The 19,432-nt window shown below is 65.9% G+C and carries 15 protein-coding genes; 12 read left to right on the top strand and 3 right to left on the bottom strand.

What is annotated here, in order from left to right; all coding sequences use genetic code 11:
- Positions 1-19: 19 nt before the first annotated feature.
- A complete protein-coding gene (gene efeB, locus J0A90_RS09895) occupies positions 20-1,372 on the top strand; it encodes an iron uptake transporter deferrochelatase/peroxidase subunit (RefSeq protein ID WP_207034989.1) in 1,353 nt (450 codons plus the stop codon).
- 191 nt (positions 1,373-1,563) lie between these two features.
- The gene (efeO, locus tag J0A90_RS09890; protein WP_207034991.1) at positions 1,564-2,403 is read left to right on the top strand and encodes an iron uptake system protein EfeO; all 840 of its coding nucleotides are present in this window, start codon (positions 1,564-1,566) and stop codon (positions 2,401-2,403) included.
- 170 nt (positions 2,404-2,573) lie between these two features.
- Here the strand turns inward: efeO and J0A90_RS09885 are convergent, their stop codons facing one another.
- Positions 2,574-3,812 (bottom strand): DUF2254 domain-containing protein, encoded by a 1,239-nt coding sequence (locus tag J0A90_RS09885; protein ID WP_207034993.1) that lies wholly within the window; start codon positions 3,810-3,812, stop codon positions 2,574-2,576.
- 275 nt (positions 3,813-4,087) lie between these two features.
- Between J0A90_RS09885 and J0A90_RS09880 the strand changes: the two genes are divergently transcribed.
- From J0A90_RS09880 to J0A90_RS09870, 3 genes are all read left to right on the top strand, one after another.
- Positions 4,088-5,101 carry a DNA topoisomerase IB gene (locus J0A90_RS09880; RefSeq protein WP_207034996.1) on the top strand — a complete coding sequence of 338 codons (1,014 nt, stop codon included), beginning with the start codon at positions 4,088-4,090 and terminating at the stop codon, positions 5,099-5,101.
- Between the two features lie 98 nt (positions 5,102-5,199).
- On the top strand, positions 5,200-6,264 hold the full coding sequence (locus tag J0A90_RS09875; protein WP_207034998.1) for a beta-propeller fold lactonase family protein: 1,065 nt from the start codon (positions 5,200-5,202) through the stop codon (positions 6,262-6,264).
- 325 nt (positions 6,265-6,589) lie between these two features.
- Positions 6,590-8,827 (top strand): NADP-dependent isocitrate dehydrogenase, encoded by a 2,238-nt coding sequence (locus tag J0A90_RS09870; RefSeq protein ID WP_207035000.1) that lies wholly within the window; start codon positions 6,590-6,592, stop codon positions 8,825-8,827.
- Positions 8,828-9,018: 191 nt separating this feature from the next.
- On the opposite strand, the gene J0A90_RS09865 is transcribed toward J0A90_RS09870, so the two are convergent.
- Complete coding sequence (locus J0A90_RS09865; protein ID WP_207035002.1) at positions 9,019-10,491, bottom strand: carbon starvation protein A; 1,473 nt, start codon at positions 10,489-10,491, stop codon at positions 9,019-9,021.
- A gap of 226 nt (positions 10,492-10,717) precedes the next feature.
- Here J0A90_RS09865 and J0A90_RS09860 point away from each other — a divergent pair, with 226 nt between their 5' ends.
- The 7 genes from J0A90_RS09860 to J0A90_RS09830 all read left to right on the top strand — a co-directional run bounded on the left by J0A90_RS09860 (position 10,718) and on the right by J0A90_RS09830 (position 17,782).
- On the top strand, positions 10,718-11,464 hold the full coding sequence (locus tag J0A90_RS09860; RefSeq protein WP_207035004.1) for a murein L,D-transpeptidase catalytic domain family protein: 747 nt from the start codon (positions 10,718-10,720) through the stop codon (positions 11,462-11,464).
- A 96-nt stretch (positions 11,465-11,560) separates the two neighbouring features.
- Complete coding sequence (locus J0A90_RS09855; protein ID WP_207035006.1) at positions 11,561-12,697, top strand: L,D-transpeptidase; 1,137 nt, start codon at positions 11,561-11,563, stop codon at positions 12,695-12,697.
- A gap of 232 nt (positions 12,698-12,929) precedes the next feature.
- Complete coding sequence (locus J0A90_RS09850) at positions 12,930-13,424, top strand: universal stress protein (RefSeq protein ID WP_207035008.1); 495 nt, start codon at positions 12,930-12,932, stop codon at positions 13,422-13,424.
- A gap of 121 nt (positions 13,425-13,545) precedes the next feature.
- On the top strand, positions 13,546-13,815 hold the full coding sequence (locus J0A90_RS09845; protein ID WP_207035010.1) for a DksA/TraR family C4-type zinc finger protein: 270 nt from the start codon (positions 13,546-13,548) through the stop codon (positions 13,813-13,815).
- Between the two features lie 1,050 nt (positions 13,816-14,865).
- Positions 14,866-16,098 carry a kynureninase gene (gene kynU, locus J0A90_RS09840; protein ID WP_207035012.1) on the top strand — a complete coding sequence of 411 codons (1,233 nt, stop codon included), beginning with the start codon at positions 14,866-14,868 and terminating at the stop codon, positions 16,096-16,098.
- Positions 16,098-16,916: an alpha/beta hydrolase gene (locus J0A90_RS09835; RefSeq protein WP_207035014.1), complete on the top strand. Its 819-nt coding sequence runs from the start codon at positions 16,098-16,100 to the stop codon at positions 16,914-16,916. Before kynU ends, J0A90_RS09835 begins: the two co-directional genes overlap by 1 nt.
- Before the next feature lie 5 nt (positions 16,917-16,921).
- On the top strand, positions 16,922-17,782 hold the full coding sequence (locus tag J0A90_RS09830) for a tryptophan 2,3-dioxygenase (protein WP_370635767.1): 861 nt from the start codon (positions 16,922-16,924) through the stop codon (positions 17,780-17,782).
- Between the two features lie 82 nt (positions 17,783-17,864).
- Here J0A90_RS09830 and amt read toward each other — a convergent pair whose 3' ends face one another.
- A complete protein-coding gene (gene amt, locus J0A90_RS09825; protein WP_207035016.1) occupies positions 17,865-19,196 on the bottom strand; it encodes an ammonium transporter in 1,332 nt (443 codons plus the stop codon).
- Positions 19,197-19,432: the final 236 nt, after the last annotated feature.

Genomic DNA, 19,432 nt, shown 5'->3' with positions numbered 1-19,432 from the left:
CGTATAGGGTCAAACAGCCATGAGTGACACCTCTTCTTCCCGCTGCCCTTTTGGATTCTCTACCGATAGTGACACCCGCCTGGACCGCCGCGGCTTTCTGCGCGGCGCCGGCGCCACCGGGCTCGGCCTGGGGCTAGCCGGACTCTGCCCCGGCCAGGCGCTGGCCACTCCCGCCAGCACAGACACCGCCGGCCACACCGCGCGCAGTGCCGAAGTCACCAGCGCCCCGCTGACCCAGGACGCCGAACTTGCCTACCCCTTCCATGGCGCGCATCAGCAGGGCGTGACCACGCCACGCCAGGCCAGCGGCATGCTGGTCGCCTTCGACGTGCTGGCGCGCGACCGCGAAGGGCTGGATGCACTGCTGCGCACGCTGACCACGCGTATCGCCTTTCTGACCCGGGGCGGCGCCTATCCCCAGCGCGATCCGCGCTTCCCGCCGCCGGACTCCGGCATCCTCGGGCCGCGCATTCCCCCGGACGGCCTGAGCGTGACGGTAGCACTGGGCGCCTCGCTGTTCGACGAGCGCTTCGGCCTCTCCGCCGCACGTCCGCGGCATCTCGAGCGCATGCAGGAATTCCCCAATGACGCCCTCGACGCCGCGCGCTGCCACGGCGACCTGGCACTGCAGATCTGCGCCAACACTCTGGATACCGCCTATCACGCGCTGCGCGACATCATCAAGAACACCCCGGGTAGCCTGCTGGTGCGCTGGAAGCAGGAGGGCAGCGTGCCGCTGCTGCCGCCCTCGCCGGGGGACATCGACGGCAGCGCGCGTAACTTTCTCGGCTTCCGCGACGGGACCGCCAACCCCAGCGCCCAGGATCAGGCGCTGATGGACGAACTGATCTGGGTCGACGCACAGCGTGACGAGCCCGACTGGGCGGTGGGCGGCAGCTACATGGCGGCGCGCATCATCCGTAACTACGTGGAGCGCTGGGACCGCACCCCGCTGGGCGAGCAGGAGGCGATCTTCGGCCGCGAGAAGATGAGCGGTGCACCGCTCTCCGGTGGGGTCGAGCAGGACGTGCCGGACTACGCCAGCGACCCCGAAGGCAAGATCACCCCGCTCGATTCGCATATCCGCCTGGCCAACCCGCGTACCCCGGCCACCGAGAAGAACCGCATCCTGCGCCGCCCGTTCAACTACTCCAACGGCGTCGAGCCCAACGGCCAGCTCGACATGGGCCTGCTGTTCATCTGCTTCCAGGCGGATCTGAAAGCGGGCTTCATCACGGTGCAGAAGCGCCTGGATGGCGAACCGCTGGAGGAGTACATCAAGCCGGTCGGCGGTGGCTACTTCTTCGTGCTACCCGGCGCGCGGGATGAAAAGGACTACCTGGGGCGCGGGCTGATGGCAGCCACCGCCTGACGTGGCTCGCGCGCTCACAGACCAAGCCCGTAAAGACAAGGCCCGCAAAGACGGGCCCAGACCAGGACCAGAAGACTAGCGACATGGCATCGACCCGACGCTGCCCCAGGTAGTTTGCAACACCAGGCAGTGTCCAATACCAGGCAGTGTTCGACATATCGTCACCACGGATCATCGAAAGGAGCCTCACCATGCAACCATTCTCCCGCTGGATCAGCGTCAGCGCCCTGGCGCTGATGGCGCTCAACGCCCCCGCTCAGGCCGCCGTCCCTGCCGATGCGCTGGTCGGCCCGATCGCCGAGTACAAGCTCTATGTGCTCGACAATCTGGAACAACTGGTCGACCACACCCGCGAGTTCACCCAAGCGATCGAGCAGGGCGACCTGGACAAGGCCAAGGCGTTGTACGCCCCCACCCGCGTCTACTACGAGCGTATCGAGCCGATCGCCGAGCTGTTCGCCGATCTGGATGCCAGCATCGACGCGCGTGAAGATGACTACGAGCACGGCGTCAAGGATCCCGACTTCACCGGTTTCCACCGTCTCGAATACGGCCTCTTCCAGAGCGATAGCACGCAGGGGCTCGCCCCCTTCGCCAAGAAGTTGATGCACGATGTCGACGATCTCGACCAGCGTGTGCAAGGACTCACCTTCCCGCCCTCGACCGTGGTGGGTGGCGCCGCCGCGCTGATGGAAGAGGTCGCGGCGACCAAGGTCTCCGGCGAGGAGGATCGCTACAGCCGCACCGACCTGTGGGACTTCCAGGCCAACGTGAACGGCGCCCAGGAGATCTTCGAGCTGTTCAAGCCGCTGGCCGCCAAGGAGGATGCCGGCTTCGTCAAGCGCGTACAGGGCAACTTCGATGACGTCGAGGCAATCCTGGCCAACTACCGCGTCGATCCGCAGGATCCCAAGAAGGGCTTCGTCTCCTACGACAAGGTCAGCGACGCCGACCGCCGCGCGCTGACTGGCCCGGTCAATGTGCTGGCGGAGGATCTGTCGACCATGCGGGGGCTGCTCGGTCTCAACTAGCCCCTACCTGAGCCAGGAAATGCCTGAGTCAGAACCTATCTGAGCCAGGACATACCTGAGCCAGGACATACCTGAACTGCCACGGCCGCGGCGGGCACCCTCCACCCACCGCGGCCAATACCGCCTGAGCGCGCCCAGCCGCGGGTCAGCCATCAGGGAAGAGCACCCGGCTACAGCAGTGCGCGCACCCGCGCGCGATCCGCATCCAGCGGCATGGCCTGCTCGCAGCGCGCCACCAGCCGCTGCCTATGCTCACGCGCCAGTCCCTCTATGCGGGCATCCCCCGCCGCGGCCAACGCGCGCAATGCCTTCTGCAGGCGAATGCCGACCTCCACGCTGCCGGCACCATCCCGCCCCACCGGGGTGAAGAAGTCATCGAATAGATCCTGACTCGACAGCGCCTCGACATAGACATGGCGAATCGGCGGCGCGGGTTCGTCGACCCCGCCCTTGGCATGCTCGACCCAGGGCGTCAGCACGCGCACCGTGCAGCCGATCGCGTCGATCGCCGTGCCGGAGTCGTTGATGCCTGGTGAGAGCGCTCGCGAGGCGACCTCGGCCATCACGATCAGGCCAAAGCGCGGGTCCTGGTCGAAATGCCGCGACGGCCCGATGGTGAAGGCCGCCCGGATCGCGTCCGCGCGCGTCTCGTCGAGGTCGGGGCTGGCGGCCAGCACGCGTTCGCGGTCGACGAAGCTGCCCGGCAGCACCTGCACGTAAATCGCCGCGTCCGCGTCCTCGGCCAGCGTGCCGAGACGCGCGGTGTCGATATGCTGCACGTAGCCCACCTGCTGCGCGCGTACCTCGCAAAGCCCAGAGGGCAGGCTGGCGGGCATCGCCTCGCCGCCCAGATAGGGGTTGTCGATCCGCGCCTGAAGGGCGGCGCTGGCGGCACGCTCGACCTTGCCGATGGTGTCGCGCACGCGGCCCAGCCGGGTGAGATAGCCGGCCCACTTGATCAGCTGATAGACCACCAGCACGATCACCACCAGGGTGGCGGCGAACAGCAGCGTGCGCCCATCGGCGTCGTAGACGCCCGCCGCCAGTGCGACGATCCCCACCAGGCTGAACAGGAAGGCGCCGATGAAGGTGGCCAGGGTGTTCTGGGTAATCCGATCCTCGATCAGCAGCAGGGTCGCCCGCGGGCTGACGTTACTGGTCGCCGAGCCGTAGGCGGTGACCATGGCGCTGAGCGAGAAAGTGGTTACCGCAAGCATGCTCGAGGCGATGATGTCGAGAATGCTGTCTACCGCCTTGGCACCGATGGTGAAGACCTCGGGCAGCGTCAGCCACGGCGTCAGCAACCAGGCGACCAGGGCGGTCACCACCCCCGCCAGCGAGTAGAGCGAGGCGCGATACCACAGCGAGCGCTGGAGCCGTCGCCAGATCCATTGAAAACGTCCCATCATGCGCGGCTACTCCTCGCTATCGCCATTCCCAGGGGTCGGGCTGCCAGCCGGTCTGCGGCCAGCCGCGCCATGGACGACCGTTGGCTCTTAGGGTAGCCGAGACATCCAGACGAAGCGCGTTAGACGTAGCGTGCCGGACTGAAGGCACCGCGCAGGGGAGCCTCACGGCCGCGCCGACGCCGACTATCCTGAAAGCAGTGCGGCGGAGTCATCGACAGGAAGTCGGCGCTAGCCGCCCTGCCCTGCGCTCTCTTCATCGGCAAAAGGAGCTTGCCATGCCCTCTTCGACCCCGCGGCGCGTCACACGCCATCGCTGCGGCAAAGGCTTCACCTATCGCACCCCCGACGGCACCACCCTCAAGGACGAGCGCTGGCGCGAGTGGATCGCCGGGCTCGCCATCCCGCCAGCCTGGCGCGAGGTGGAGGTATTCCTCGACAAGCGCCATCGCATCCACGCCACCGGCCGCGACAGTGCCGGTCGCAAACAGTACGTCTACAACGACGCCTGGCGCGAGCAGCGCGAACTCGAGAAGTTCGACCGCATGGTCGAGTTCGCCGGCCGCCTGACCCGCATGCGCAGGGTCACCGGGCAACATCTGACCCTCGACGGCATGCCCCGGGAGAAGGTGCTGGCGTGCATGGTACGCCTGATCGACAGCGCTTATTTTCGCCCCGGCAGCGAGCGCTACCGCCAAGAGAACGACTCCTACGGGCTCACCACCATGCGCTCGAAACACCTCACCATCGACGGGGATGAACTCATCTTCGACTACCAGGGCAAGAGCGGTCAGCAGCAGCACCGGGTGGTCGAAGACGCGCGCCTGGCGGCGATCGTCGCCGAGCTCGATGACATCCCCGGCTACGAGATCTTCAAGTACTTCGACGATGCCGGTAACAAGACCCGCGTCGACAGCCACGACCTCAACGACTATATCCACGAGGTGATGGGCGAGCGCTTCAGCGCCAAGGATTTTCGCACCTGGGCAGGCACCTCGATCGCCGCGCTGGCGCTCGACGAGCTGGGCCTGGGCGAGGATGACCAGAGCAGCGAGAAGAACGTGCGCGAGGCGGTGACGCGGGTGGCCGAGCGCCTCGGCAACACCCCCAGCATCGCCAAGGCGAGCTATATCGACCCGCGGGTGGTGGAAAGCTATCTCGACGGGCGCACGCTGTCGCACTTCCGCCAGCTGGTGGAGACCGAGATAGAACAGGAGGAGACGCTGACCAGCCCCGACGAGCGTGCCATCCTCGAGCTGCTGCGCAGCCGCCTGAAGCAGGAAGGGGCGTGAACGCCTCGCCCCCGCCGAGTCGCCAATCGACGTCGGGCATACGCGATGCTAAAACAAGAACCCTTTTGCTTTCCCTTTCACCCATCCGAGGAGCGCGCATGTCGTCACCCGATTTCGACACCGTCGTCTACGTAGCCAACGCCGGCGACGGCACCATCGGCAGCTATCGCCTGCACCGCGAACACGGCCGGCTCGAACCGCTCGCCACCACGCCGGCTGCGGAAAACGTGATGCCACTGGCGCTCAGCCCGAACCGCCGCTTCCTGTATGCCGCCATCCGTAGCCAGCCGCTGCGCGTGCTGAGCTACCGCATCGAGGATGACGGTGCGCTCACGCCGCTGGGCAGCGGTCGCCTCGACGGCAGCATGGCGTATATCGCCACTGACCGCAGCGGGCGCCATCTGCTCGCCGCCTCCTACGGCGACAGCGTGGTCAGCGTCAGCCCGATAGGCGCCGACGGCGTGGCCGGCGACGCCAGCCAGACCTGTCCCACCGGCAGCCGAGCTCACGCCATTCTCGCCACCCCGGACGATCGCCATGTGCTCGCCACCAATCTCGGCGACGACCGCCTGGCGCAGTTCCGCTTCGATGGCCAGCTGACCCCGAACACGCCGGAAGCCGCTGCCACCGACGCCAACGTCGGCCCGCGCCACTTCGTGTTCTCACCCTGTGGTCGCTTCGTCTACGTGCTCGGTGAGTTCGATGCCAGCGTCACCACCTTCGCCCTGGATGCCGACAGCGGCACCCTGAGCCGGCTCGACGTGTGCACCGGCCTGCCGCCGGAGAGCGAGTTGGCCCGCGGCATGCCGCGTGAAGAGATCCCGGAGGGCGACGATACGCCGCGCATCTGGGCCGCGGATCTGCATATCAGCCCGGATGGCCGCCACCTCTATCTCTCCGAGCGCACCACCAGCACCCTGAGCACGCTGCGCGCCGATCCCGAGAGCGGCAGTTTGACCTTCGTCACCAACCAGCCCACGGTGGCTCAGCCGCGCGGCTTCGAGATCGATCCCCAGGGCGAGTTCCTGGTGGTGGCCGGCGAGCGCAGCGACCATCTCGCGCTCTATCGAGTGGATGCCGCCAGCGGTGAATTGACCCATGCCAGCGACGCGCCGGCCGGCAACAAGGCCAACTGGATCGAAATCGTCACCCTGCCGCACTGAGGCAGCTCGGGCTGGCCTGGCTGCCACCAGCCGCAGGCCCCGCCCGTGTGAATGCGTCCGTCACCGGGCGCTGTTATACTCTGCCCCGATCCGCCAGGTTGTCGACAACTCCTGCGCGCGCCCTACTCGTCATCCAGGGGCGCCCATCGACAGCCAGGGCCGCCGATTTTGCGCGCGTGGCATCGTCCGTATCGCGATGCCGGGTGCCTCGACGGGCTTTGGATCGCAGCGTAGCCGGCGCCTTTGCCCGCGCTCGACACCCCGTGCCATCGCCAACGTGCATCGCCCACGTGCCATCGCCAAGAAGAGAGGTTAACGAACAGACATGTCCAATACGCCGAAGATCATCTATACCCTGACCGACGAAGCGCCGGCACTGGCCACCTACTCTCTGCTGCCGATCATCGAGGCCTTCACCGGCACCGCCGGCATCACCGTCGAGACCCGCGACATCTCGCTTGCCGGCCGCGTGCTGGCGCAGTTCCCTGACCTGCTCGACGACAGCCAGCGCGTCAGCGACGACCTGGCCGAGCTGGGTCAGCTGGCCAAGACGCCGGAAGCCAACATCATCAAGCTGCCCAACATCAGCGCCTCCGGCCCGCAGCTCAAGGCCACCATCAAGGAGCTGAAGAGCCAGGGCTACCCGCTGCCGGACTACCCGGAAGAGCCCAAGAACGACGAAGAGAAAGCGATCAAGGCAGCCTACGACAAGGCCAAGGGCAGCGCGGTCAACCCGGTGCTGCGCGAAGGCAACTCGGACCGTCGCGCACCCAAGTCGGTCAAGAACTACGCCCGCAAGTACCCGCACCGCATGGGCGAGTGGAGCAGTGACTCGCAGTCCCACGTCGCCCACATGAGCGACGGTGACTTCTACGGCAGCGAGCAGTCGGCGATCATCGAGACGGCCGGCAAGCTCAAGATCGAGCTCAAGCAGAAGGATGGCAGCAGCCAGGTGCTCAAGGAGGGCCTCGCGGTCCAGGCCGGCGAAGTGGTCGACGCCGCGGTCATGAGCAGCCGCCAGCTGCGCAACTTCATCGACAGCGAGATCAAGGACGCCAAGAAACGCGGCGTGCTCTTCTCGCTGCACCTCAAGGCGACCATGATGAAGGTCTCCGACCCGATCATGTTCGGCATCGTGGTCGAGGAGTTCTACAAGGAAGCACTGGAGAAGCACGCCGAGGCGCTCAAACTGGCCGGCTTCAACCCCAACAGCGGCATCGGCGACCTCTACAGCGCGATCGAGAAGCTGCCGAGCGAGCAGCAGGACGCGATCAAGGCCGACATCGACGCGCTCTACCAGGAACGCCCGTCGCTGGCGATGGTCAACTCGCACAAGGGCATCACCAACCTGCACGTACCCTCCGATGTGATCATCGACGCCTCGATGCCGGCGATGATCCGCGACTCGGGCAAGATGTGGGGCACCGATGACGCCCTGCACGACGCCAAGGCGGTGATCCCGGACCGCTGCTACGCCACCATCTACCAGACCGTGATCGAGGACTGCAAGCAGCACGGCGCCTTCGATCCGACCACCATGGGCAGCGTGCCCAACGTGGGCCTGATGGCGCAGAAGGCCGAGGAGTACGGCTCCCACGACAAGACCTTCCAAATCCCCGCCGACGGCACCGTGGTGGTCACCGACGAGCACGGCCATACCCTGTTCAGCCACGACGTCGAAACCGGCGACATCTGGCGCATGTGCCAGGCCAAGGACGCGCCGATCAAGGACTGGGTCAAGCTCGCGGTCACCCGCGCGCGGGCCAGCGACACCCCGGCGATCTTCTGGCTCGACGCCAACCGCGCCCATGACGCACGCCTGATCGAGAAGGTCGAGACCTACCTCGGCGAGCACGACACCAGCGGTCTGGATATCCGTATCCTCAGCCCGGTCGAGGCGATGAAAGTCTCGCTGGAACGCATCCGCAAGGGCGAAGACACCATCTCCGTCACCGGTAACGTGCTGCGCGACTACCTCACCGACCTGTTCCCGATCATGGAGCTGGGCACCAGCGCCAAGATGCTCTCGGTGGTCCCGCTGATGAACGGCGGCGGCCTGTTCGAGACCGGCGCCGGCGGTTCCGCGCCCAAGCACGTGCAGCAGTTCCTCGAAGAGAACCACCTGCGCTGGGATTCGCTGGGCGAGTTCCTGGCTCTGGCGGCGTCGCTCGAGCATCTCGGCAACACCTTCGACAACGCCCGCGCCAAGGTGCTCTCCGCGACCCTGGACAAGGCCAACGGTGAGTTCCTCGACGCCGACAAGTCGCCCAAGCGCAAGGTCGGCGAACTCGACAACCGTGGCAGCCACTTCTACCTGGCGCTCTACTGGGCCAAGCAGCTCGCCGCCCAGAGCGAAGACGCCGAGCTGCAGTCGCTGTTCGCCGAGATCGCCAGGACCCTGGAAGAGAGCGAGAAGACCATCGTCGACGAGCTCAATGCGGTCCAGGGGCGTCCGGTCGACATCAAGGGCTACTACAACCCCAGCCGCGAACTGGCGAGCCAGGCCATGCGCCCGAGCCAGACTCTCAACGCTGCGCTGGACAAGCTCTACAAGGCCTCCTGAGGCGCGCGCCGGCAGCCCTGCTGCCGGCCGTGCTCTCACCTCTGGATTCAGCCTTGCCCATAGAAACGGGCCCATGCCAATGGCACGGGCCCGTTTTTCTGTGTCGCTCGCCTGAGAGTCCTGCGCCCGAATCTCTATCGAGCCCCTCGAACGCAGGCAGCAGGCGCGGCCCGGCAGGGCCGCGCCTCGGCTCAGTCGGTCGCCAGCTCGCCGAGCTGACCGTTGGCCTGGCGACGCGGCGTCTCCGGCTCGTCGACGGCGAAGATGCCGCCGCTCAGCCGGCGCACGCGCTTCATGAACAGCGCCACGCAGATCAGCGTACCGATCGCCGCGACCACGTAGCTCACCTGCAGCGTCAGGCCGAAACCGATCGGCGCGTAGGCCAGATAGGTGAAGGTGGCCATGGTCATGAACAGCGCCGGGATCAGCGTGATCAGATACGGCTTGCGCGACAGCACCAGATACATGGTGGCGACCCACAGCGCGATCACCGCGGTGGTCTGGTTGGCCCAGGAGAAGTAGCGCCACAGCAGGGTGAAGTCGATGTGCGTCAGCGCGTAGGAAAGCACGAACAGCGGCGCGGCGATCAGCAGGCGGCGCACCAGCGGACGCTGGTCGACCTTGAGGTAGTCGGCGATGATCATGCGCGCGCTGCGGAAGGCAGTGTCACCGGAGGTGATCGGCAGCACGATGACCCCGAGCACCGCCAGGGTGCCACCGACAGCGCCGAGCATGGTGGTGGAGACCTGGCTGACCACGGCCGCAGGGCCGCCGGCGGCGAGCACGTCGGAGAGCGTCTGGTCACCGTGGAACAGGCTCATGGCGGCGGCGGCCCAGATCATGGCGATGACCCCTTCGGTGATCATCATGCCGTAGAAGATCTTGCGCCCGCTGCCCTCATTCTCTGTGGTACGCGAGATGATCGGGGTCTGGGTGGCGTGGAAGCCGGAAAGCGCACCGCAGGAGATGGTCAGGAACAGCAGCGGGAAGATCGGGGCATGCTGCGGATGCATGTTCTCGAACGATAGCTCCGGAATCGGCGCGCCGGTGAAGATCATGCCCAGGCCGATACCCAGGGCGCTGAACAGCAACAGCGCGCCGAAATAGGGGTAGATGCGGCCGATGACCTTGTCGATCGGCAGCAGCGTCGCCAGCAGATAGTAGGCGAAGATCACCATGGTGATCAGGGTTATCGACAGCGGCGTCATGTTGGCCAGCAGCGCCGCCGGCGAGGTGACGAAGACCGTGCCCACCAGCAGCAGCAGCAGGATGGCGAAGCCGTTGACCACGTGCTTCATCGCCTTGCCCAGGAACTTGCCCGCCAGCTGCGGCAGGTGCGCGCCGTGGTTGCGGATCGAGATCATCCCGGTGAGATAGTCGTGGACGGCACCGGCGAAGATGCAGCCGATGACGATCCAGACGAAGGCGACCGGCCCATAGAGCGCGCCCAGGATGGGCCCGAAGATTGGCCCCACCCCGGCAATGTTGAGGAGCTGGATCAGCGAGTTGCGCGTGGTGTTCATCGGCACGTAGTCGATGTTGTCACGCATGGTGAAGGCCGGCGTGCGCCGCTTGCGGTCAGCGACGAAGACGCGCTCCACGAATTTCCCATAGGTGAAGTAGCCCGCTATCAATAGCAGGATCGATGCGATGAATGTGATCATGTATGGCCCCTGGTACGGAAAGAACGCCTTGTGGGCGTCAGGCGGGAGACATGCGCAGCCCAATGCAGGCCACAGCCCGGTCGGGGCTCAATGTACTTAGGTAACTAAATGAAAACAGCTAGACTTTAGTGGCAGCCACCCACGCCGAGGGCGCCGCTGCCGGCTTGTCTCCCCGACGCTTCTCGCGCATGCTGGCGCTTTCCGCGACCGCCCACGCTCCCCGCCGATGAAAATCTCGCTGACCGCCCTGCTGCTGGCGCTGCTGCCCTGTGCTCCCATTGCCCTCGCGGCGCCGGCGCCCGACCTGCTGGCCCGCACCGCCACCGTGCCTAAGCTCTCTGCCGAGACGCTCGCACGCCTGGCCCCGGATGCCGACCCCGGGGTGTTGGCGCTGGGGCTCGCCACCATGCAGTGCGCCCAGCACCATGGGGTCGCCGAGGACGCCGCGCGGCTGGCGGTGATCGACTACAGCCGCTCGTCTCTCGAGCCACGGCTATGGGTGTTCGATCTGGCCCAGCGGCGCCTGCTCTATCGCGAGGTGGTAGCGCACGGCCAGGGTTCCGGCGGCGATATCCCCGCGCACTTTTCCAACCGCGATGGCTCCCACGCCTCCAGTCTCGGGCTTTTCGTCACCCGCCACACCTATCAGGGCAAGAACGGCTACTCGCTGCGCCTGGACGGGCTCGAACCCGGCTTCAACGACGCCGCCATGAGCCGCGCGATCGTGATGCATGGCGCCAGCTATGTGGACCCGGCACGCGACGCCGCCCAGGGCCGCCTCGGCCGCAGCTGGGGTTGCCCGGCGCTGCGCCCGGCGGTCGCCGGCGGGGTGATCGACGTGCTCAAGGAGGGCCAGTTCGTGTTCGCCTACTATCCCCAGCGCGACTGGCTGCTGCATGCCGCCCTGACCCGCTGCGGCCAGGCCCGTGTGGCCCGCACCGACAGCCGCGAGCGTTTGATCGGTTCACGCTGAGCGGGCACCGCCCCGCCCGGGTTGCCAGGCGCGCGCTGACGTACCAGAGTGAAGAACGAAGCCTGAGTCACCCGTCATTGGTGTGGGAGTCACGACATGCAGACGTACCGGAGCGCGGCTGCGCGACCGCGCAGGATCACCGCCGGGCTGCTGGTCGCCCTGCTCGCGCTGCCCCTGCCGAGCCTGGCAGCACCCTTCTGGGGCGAGCGCCAGTCGAGCCCGGTGGATACCCCGCTGGACGACCTGGCCCCGGGCGCCTGGATCTGGGGTGGCGACGACGAGCGTGGCGGGCCCATGGCGGTGGTGGTGAGCCTCACCGAGCAGCGCGCTTACGTCTATCGTAACGGCGTACTGATCGGCGTGAGCACGATCAGCAGCGGCCGCCCCGGCTACGAGACGCCCACCGGCGTGTTCACGGTGCTGCAGAAGGACCGCGACCACCGCTCCAACCTCTACAACGATGCGCCGATGCCCTTCCAGCAGCGGCTGACCTGGGACGGCATCGCATTGCACGCCGGCGGTCTGCCGGGTTACCCGGAGTCCCATGGCTGCGTGCACCTGCCGAGCGCCTTCGCCCGCCACCTTTTCGACGCCTCCAACCTGGGCATGACGGTGGTAGTGGCCAAGGCCGGAGAAGCGCCGGTAGCGCTGGTCCACCCCGGCCCCGCCAGCCCGATCGATCCGCATACCGGCGCCGATATCGACAGCCCGCCGCTGGCCAACGGCCAGCCCTGGGCCTGGGCACTCTCGCCCCCCAGCGAGGGGCCGATCTCGATGATCCTGAGCCGCAGCGACCGGCTGCTGGTGGTCTACCGCAACGGCATCGAGATCGGGCGCTCACGGGTCGAGCTGGCACGCCCCGGCGAACACGGCGGCACCCGCGCCTATATCGTCGAAGGCGCCACGACCGCCGTGTCGAACATTACCGCACCCTCGACTGCGACCGCCGCGGACACGATGCCCGCGATGCCGAGCTGGATCGCGATAGGCGTACCCGGCGCCGAGCAGCACGCCGGCCAGCGCGTCCCCGCCAGCGTGGTCAATCAGGTCAGCCTGCCGGACGCCTTCAAGGCGCGCCTGCTGCCACTGCTGGTGCCCGGCAGCGTGCTGGTGGCCACCGATGCGCCGCTCAGTGCGCAAGGCAGCGGCGAGCATCTGCGGGTGATCGACAGCGTCGGCCCCCGGAGCTGGCTCGATGAGGTCGACGCAGCCCGTCATCAGGGCGGCGCCTGATCTCCGATCCTGCGATTGACACGGCCTCTTATTGAACTGAGCGCTGGCTGACGTGCCCCGTGGCGCTAAGCGACATCGAGTCGCCGGTCTGCACTCACGGGTGCGACAATCGCACACTGGGCGGGTGCGCCCACCTGGCCTATCGTGGCTTTAGCGGATGCGGTCGCGGCAGCCGATCCACGGCGCCGGACTAGCCCCCGCCCGAACCGATCGGACCTGCCAGGAGGTCGTCATGTTCAAGTCACTGCTGATTCCCATCGATGGATCGCCGGATTCCCATATCGCGCTGAACGTCGCCTGCCAGCTGGCCGCGCCGGTCCAGGGCAAGCTGCATCTGCTCAACGTGCGCGAGCCTTTCCCACCTCTGCACCACGGAGAACTGATCAGCGTCGAGGCAGCGCTCAAGGCCGCCTCGGTGGAGACCGCGCAGCGCGAGGGGCGCGCGATACTCGACGCCGCTCTCGATACCCTGCCCTCCTTCCCCGGTTATAACGGCGAGTTCGATCTGCTGATCGAACAGGGCTACCCGAGCCGGGTGATCGTCGCCGTGGCCGAGCGCCTGGGCGTCGACGCCATCGTCATGGGCAGCCGCGGCCTCGGCCAGCTACAGGGGCTGATGATGGGCAGCGTCTCGCACAAGGTGACTCACCTCGCCCCCTGCCGCGTGCTCTGTGTGCACGAGCCGCCGCGGGAGCACGCCCGGCCGGGCGGCACCCAGTCGGTCTAGATCTCGCCACCATGGCGCGCCCCGGGCTTGTCGCCGGGGCCATTCGCCGCCATCTTTATGATGAGACGGATCAGCAACGGGCCGGCAAGAGAGCAGCGGGTCTCGAGAGAGGAGCAACACCATGGCCGGAGGCTGGGCACACGACGGCGCGGTACAGGATCAGATCGATAGTACCGTGAACGACGGCATCGACGAGGTACGCAGGCGGCTCGAGCGGCACGGCCCGAGTCTGACTCACTGCGAGGAGTGCGAAGAACCGATCCCCCAGGCGCGACGCGAAGCCGTGCCCGGCGTCAGGCTCTGCGTGGCGTGCCAGGCCGAAGCCGACAAGCGCCACACCCATCAGTCCGGGTACAACCGCCGCGGCAGCAAGGATAGCCAGCTGCGCTGACACCTACCCGCCCGAAATGTCGATACGGCCGCCCCCAAGAGGCGGCCGTGAGTTTTTTGTGTGCCCGACTAAACAAGCATCGATATTCTTTTTTTCTTTCCGTGAAAACACTGTTAGCCTTGCGTCAATAAACGGGGATTTGTGTGTGTTTTTCTCCAATTCACTCTTTTCATTATTGAGTAAATTGCGATACAAGCGGCACGGCATTCACGGCTTAAACTTTTGTCGTATTTCGACACGCTCGTGACCGTTGCCCCACCAGGTTCATGGTCGCGATCTCGCGATCTTTCTGCCCGGCTGCAGGCACCTCCTGCTACCGGGCGTTTTTTTATGCTCGCCATCCCTGGCGAGCACCCTACGGGCCGTCGCTACGCGACGTTCAAAATCGCTCCCGGCCATTTTGTATCCGCGTCAGCCGCTCTCCCTGACGGTGCAGCAAGCAAAAAAAGTTACCCACGCCTCAATTACCGGCGGTCATGGCCGATAAGCTCAGGAAGCCGCAGAGACACACGGCGACCTCGAGGCGCCTCCCCCCGTGGAGCACCCATCAGAGGCCGCCACTCGGGGCCGAGAGAGAACTTCGGTCCCACACTTTGGGTTGCTCCCTGCGACCGCCTCGACCCGACTGGTCGCACGGGCAACCCCGTCGCCCTTATCGGGTCTTTTTTGTAGCCGATTCCATCCGATACGTAGCACTTACAAAACTCTTCAATTTAGCCCTTACTAATACTCAAGGTTTGCGCCATCCTGAGGCTGTGACTTGGCCAAGAAGTCACGTGTCTCCTATTTCCCCTCATTCGTGATGGGTAGCAATAGGCCCCTCTTTTACCCGGCTTGGATGCTCATCTTCGGGTCTGCGTCAGCCGGGACTTTTTGTTTCTTGCAAGTTTCCTCACCCTGCATGCTGCGGGCTATGCGGCTACCAACCGCGTAAAAAAGCCGCGTTTCTGCTCCCCTGCCTTGAGAGAAGAGGCAAAAGAACATGCCCCGATAGCGTCGCGTTCGGCTTACGCTATGGCATGAATGCTCTTGGCACGACAGGAGATGCCGATGCGCCCAACGCTCACCGATGCCAGCGATCTGGACAGCCAGGACCCGCTCGCCGACTTCAAGGCTCACTTCGCCCTGCCCGAGGGTGTGCTCTATCTGGACGGCAACTCGCTGGGGGCACAGCCGCGGGCGGCCCGCGACGCGCTGGATACGACACGGGATCAGTGGCGCGATGCGCTGGTCGGCGGCTGGAACCAGGGCTGGTTCGATGCCCCAGAGCGCCTCGGCGACCTGCTGGCACCGCTGATCGGCGCCCACGCGGGAGAGGTGCTGGTCAGCGATAGCATCACCCTCAATCTTTACAAGTTGCTCGGCCATATCACCGAACAACAAGGAGGGGTCCGGCCTGTCATTCTCAGCGAAGGCGGCAACTTCCCCGCCGACGGCTATATCGCCGAGGGCTTCTGCCATAGCGCCGGTTTCACTCATCGCTTCCTACCCGAGGGCGCGCCGCTGGAGCCGCATCTGGATGATCAGGTGGCAGTCGTGGTACTGAGCCAGGTCAACTATCGCACCGGCCAACTGCGTGACATGGCCGAGACCACTCACCGTGTTCATGCCAGCGGCGCCGAGGTGATCTGGGACTTGGCCCACTCGGCGGGCGCGTTGGCGGTCGATCTCGCCGGCAGCGACGTGCGCTATGCGGTCGGCTGCACCTACAAGTATCTCAACGGCGGCCCGGGGGCACCCGGCTTCCTCTATGTCCGCGGCGATTGCCAGCGGGCGGCATGGCAGCCGCTCTCGGGCTGGCATGGTCATGCCCAACCCTTCGCCTTCGAGACAGACTATGCTCCCGCCGCGGGGATGACGCGTTTTCGCACCGGCACCCATTCGGCGCTGGCCTACGCCCCGCTCGAAGCCTCGCTGAGACTATGGCAGCGGGTGGACATGAGCGCGCTGCGCGCCAAGAGCCTGGCGCTGGGCGACCTCTTCCGCGCCTGCCTCGAAGATCTGTTCGCACCCCATGGCATCGAGGACATCACCCCACCGCCGGGACAGCGCGGCAGCCAGGTCGGTCTGGTACAGCGCAAGCACGGCTACGCCATCGTCCAGGCTCTGATCGCGCGCGGCGTGATCGGCGACTACCGCGAACCGGGGCTGATGCGCTTCGGCTTTACCCCGCTCTATCTCAGCCATGTCGATGTCTGGCACGCTGCTGAGCAGCTCCGCGAAGTGTTGGAAAGCGCCGAGTACCGCAACCCACGCTTTCAGACCCGTACGGAGGTGACCTGATGCCCGACACACAGAGTCTCGAAGACCGCGAATACGCCCACTCGCCGCGACGCTGGGCGCGGGATGCCGAAGGTACCCTGGCCCATCAGGCCGAGCTGGGCCGCGCGCTGCGTGAAACGCACCCACCGCAAAGACTCGCCTATGGCGACGCCGACCACGCCTGGCTGCATCTGCACCGACCAGAAGGCGATGGCCCCTGGCCGCTGATGATCTTTCTCCATGGCGGCTACTGGAAGGCGCTGGACGCCACCGCTACCGACTTCATGGCAAAGAGCTGGCTGGCGCGCGGCTGGGCCTTCGCTTCGCTGAACTACCCGCTGGCCCCCGCGGCCACGCTGGAGATCCTGATCGCCGAGAGCACCCAGGGCGTGCGCTACCTGCTCGACCATTGCGAAGCGCTCGGCCTGAGCGGCCGCGTTCGCCTCGGTGGCCACAGCGCCGGCGCCCATCTGGCACTGATGAGCTGCCTCGCCCCCGAGTGCGCGGAAGCGATCGAAGCGCTGTGGCTGATCAGCGGCGTCTATGATCTGCGCCCGCTGCTCGGTACTTCCATTGCCCAGCCACTCGACCTGGACGAGCCCCGCGCCCACCGCCTGAGCCCACTGTGCCAGTCACTGACCGGCCTGCCTCACCTGGATCTGGTCCACGGTGAGCAGGACCCGCCGGTATTTCAGCGCCAGGGCGAGGCGCTCGCGGCCCAGGCCGAACGCGACGGTGTCACGGCGACGGTCACCCTGATGCCGGGACGCGATCATTTCGACATCCTCGAATACGCCGGTGAGGCGCTGGACCTGCGCCAGACAGAGACAAGGGGGTAAACCCTGTGCACGACGAGACTCCGCACCCACGCGATCCCGGCGCCGTCGACCTGGCCGACGAGCCGCAGGTGCACTGGGACCAGCACATGAGCTACGGCGAGTATCTGGACCTAGCGCCGCTGCTCGCCTGCCAGAACCCGATCAGCGATCAGCACGACGAGATGCTGTTCGTGATCATCCATCAGGTCTCGGAGCTGTGGCTGAAGCAGTGCCTGCACGAGGCGCACGCGGCGGCGCGGGCGATCAGTACCGATGCGCTGCGCCCAGCGTTCAAGATGCTCACCCGGGTGGCACGCATCCAGGCGCAGATGATCAATGCCTGGGAAGTGCTCGCCACCATGACGCCTTCCGACTATCTCGCCTTCCGCGACAGTCTCGGCCAGAGCTCGGGCTTTCAGTCGTATCAGTACCGCGAGCTGGAGTTTCTGCTCGGCAACAAGCACCCGCGCCTGGCCGAAGCCCACCGCCGCCATACCGCGCACTACCAGCGGCTGCATGAGGTGCTCGCCAGCCCCAGCCTCTACGATGTCTGCCTGCAACTGCTGGCACGGCGCGGCTTCGACCTACCCGAGGCGACCCTGCAGCGCGACTGGTCTGCCCCCTATGTCGCCTCTCCCGAGGTCGAAACCGCCTGGTCGAGCATCTATCGTCACCCCGACCGCTACTGGGATCTCTACGAACTCGCCGAGAAGCTGATCGATACCGAATACAACTTCCACAAGTGGCGTTTCAGCCACATGAAGACGGTCGAGCGTATCATCGGCCAACGCAGCGGCACCGGCGGCACATCGGGGGTGGCCTATCTCGAGAAGGCGCTGGCGCTCAAGTTCTTCCCGGAACTATGGGCAGTGAGAGGCGAGCTCTAAGCACACCCTCGAAACCGAGTGAAGCCCACCACCGGAATCGACGCTATAGAACTCGACGCCCATGGACCGCACCTCTGCCGACTCAAGCGCCTTTTTGCTCGGCCATCACGCCGACCCTAGCAGAGGCAGACCGCCTGCCCGGACCAGACGCGCCGGTCTCCTGTGCGCTAGCCGCGATGAATTCCGGGTAGGCGAGCATCCCGCACTCATGCAGGTCCATGCCTTCCAGCTCTTCCTGCTCGCTGACACGTAGCCCCATCACCGCCCGGATGAGCCACAGCACGGCGAAGCTGGTAGCGAACATCCAGGCGAAGACCACCACGGTGCCGATCAATTGCACGGAGAGTGTCGCCTCGGGGTTGGAGAACAGCACGGCCAGAATGCCCCAAATGCCCGCCGTGCCGTGCACGGAGATGGCGCCCACCGGATCATCGAGCTTCAATCGATCCAGGGTGACCACCGATAGCACCACCAAGGCGCCGCCCACAGCGCCGATCAGCACCGCCAGGCCTGCCGACGGCAGCAGCGGCTCGGCGGTGATGGCGACCAGTCCGGCGAGGGCACCATTGATGATCATGGTCATGTCGGTCTTGCCGAACATCGCCCGCGAGACCAGGGCCGCGACGACCATGCCGGCGGCGGCGGCCGTATTGGTATTGACGAAGATGCGAGCGACGCCGTTGGCCGCATCGAGGCTGGCGACCTTCAACATGGAGCCACCATTGAAGCCGAACCAGCCCATCCACAGGATGAACATGCCCAGCATGGCGATCGGCAGGTTGGCACCGGGAATGGCGCGCACCTCGCCCTTCGCCCCGTAGCGTCCCTTGCGCGGCCCGACGAGGATCACCGCCGCCAACGCCGCCGCCGCGCCGGCCATGTGCACCACCACCGAACCGGCGAAGTCCTGAAAGCCCATGGCATCGAGGAAGCCGCCGCCCCACTTCCAGTAGCCTTCCACCGGGTAGATCACCGCCACCATGACCACGGCGAAGATCAGGAAGGGCCACAGCTTCATGCGCTCAGCGATCGCGCCGGAGACGATCGACATGGTCGCGGCCGCGAACACCGCCTGAAAGATGAAGTCGGCCATGCCGGAATAGTAGGGGGCGCCCTCGCCGGTCGCGATGTCCGCCAGGGTATGGTCGCTGCCGAGCATGAACTGCAGCCCCGGGATGACACTGCTGACCGCCTCGGACGGATACATCACGTTGTAGCCGACCACCAGATACACCAGACAGGCAATGGCATACAGCAGGGCATTCTTGGTCAGTATCTCGACCGTATTGCGGGCTCTCACCAGGCCCGACTCGAGCATGGCGAAGCCACAGCCCATGAACATGACCAGGGCCGCACACATCAGGAAGTAGAAGGTATCCAGGGCATAGCTCAGTTCCAGGGTCGCATTTGTCATTGTGGTTGCCTCGTCGTTGTCGTTGTTCGTATCAAGAGTCGACGACCGGCTCGCGGTGGTAACGGGCGAGCCTGTCGCCGACGGTCTTGCGGGCGCCATCACGCGCTATTTTCTAGCGATGGTGTTTCCACTGAAGAGACATCATGTGTTTGCCGACTCTCGATCCCCCCAAGGAAAGAAGATCGCTACGCCTGAGCACCAAAGGCACCTCGGCCCCCGGTGCTTGGCGGTGGTCG

The sequence above is a fragment of the Salinicola sp. DM10 genome, from assembly GCF_017306975.2.
In the GTDB taxonomy this organism is placed as follows: domain Bacteria; phylum Pseudomonadota; class Gammaproteobacteria; order Pseudomonadales; family Halomonadaceae; genus Salinicola.
This window is presented reverse-complemented; position numbering and strand designations above follow the sequence as displayed.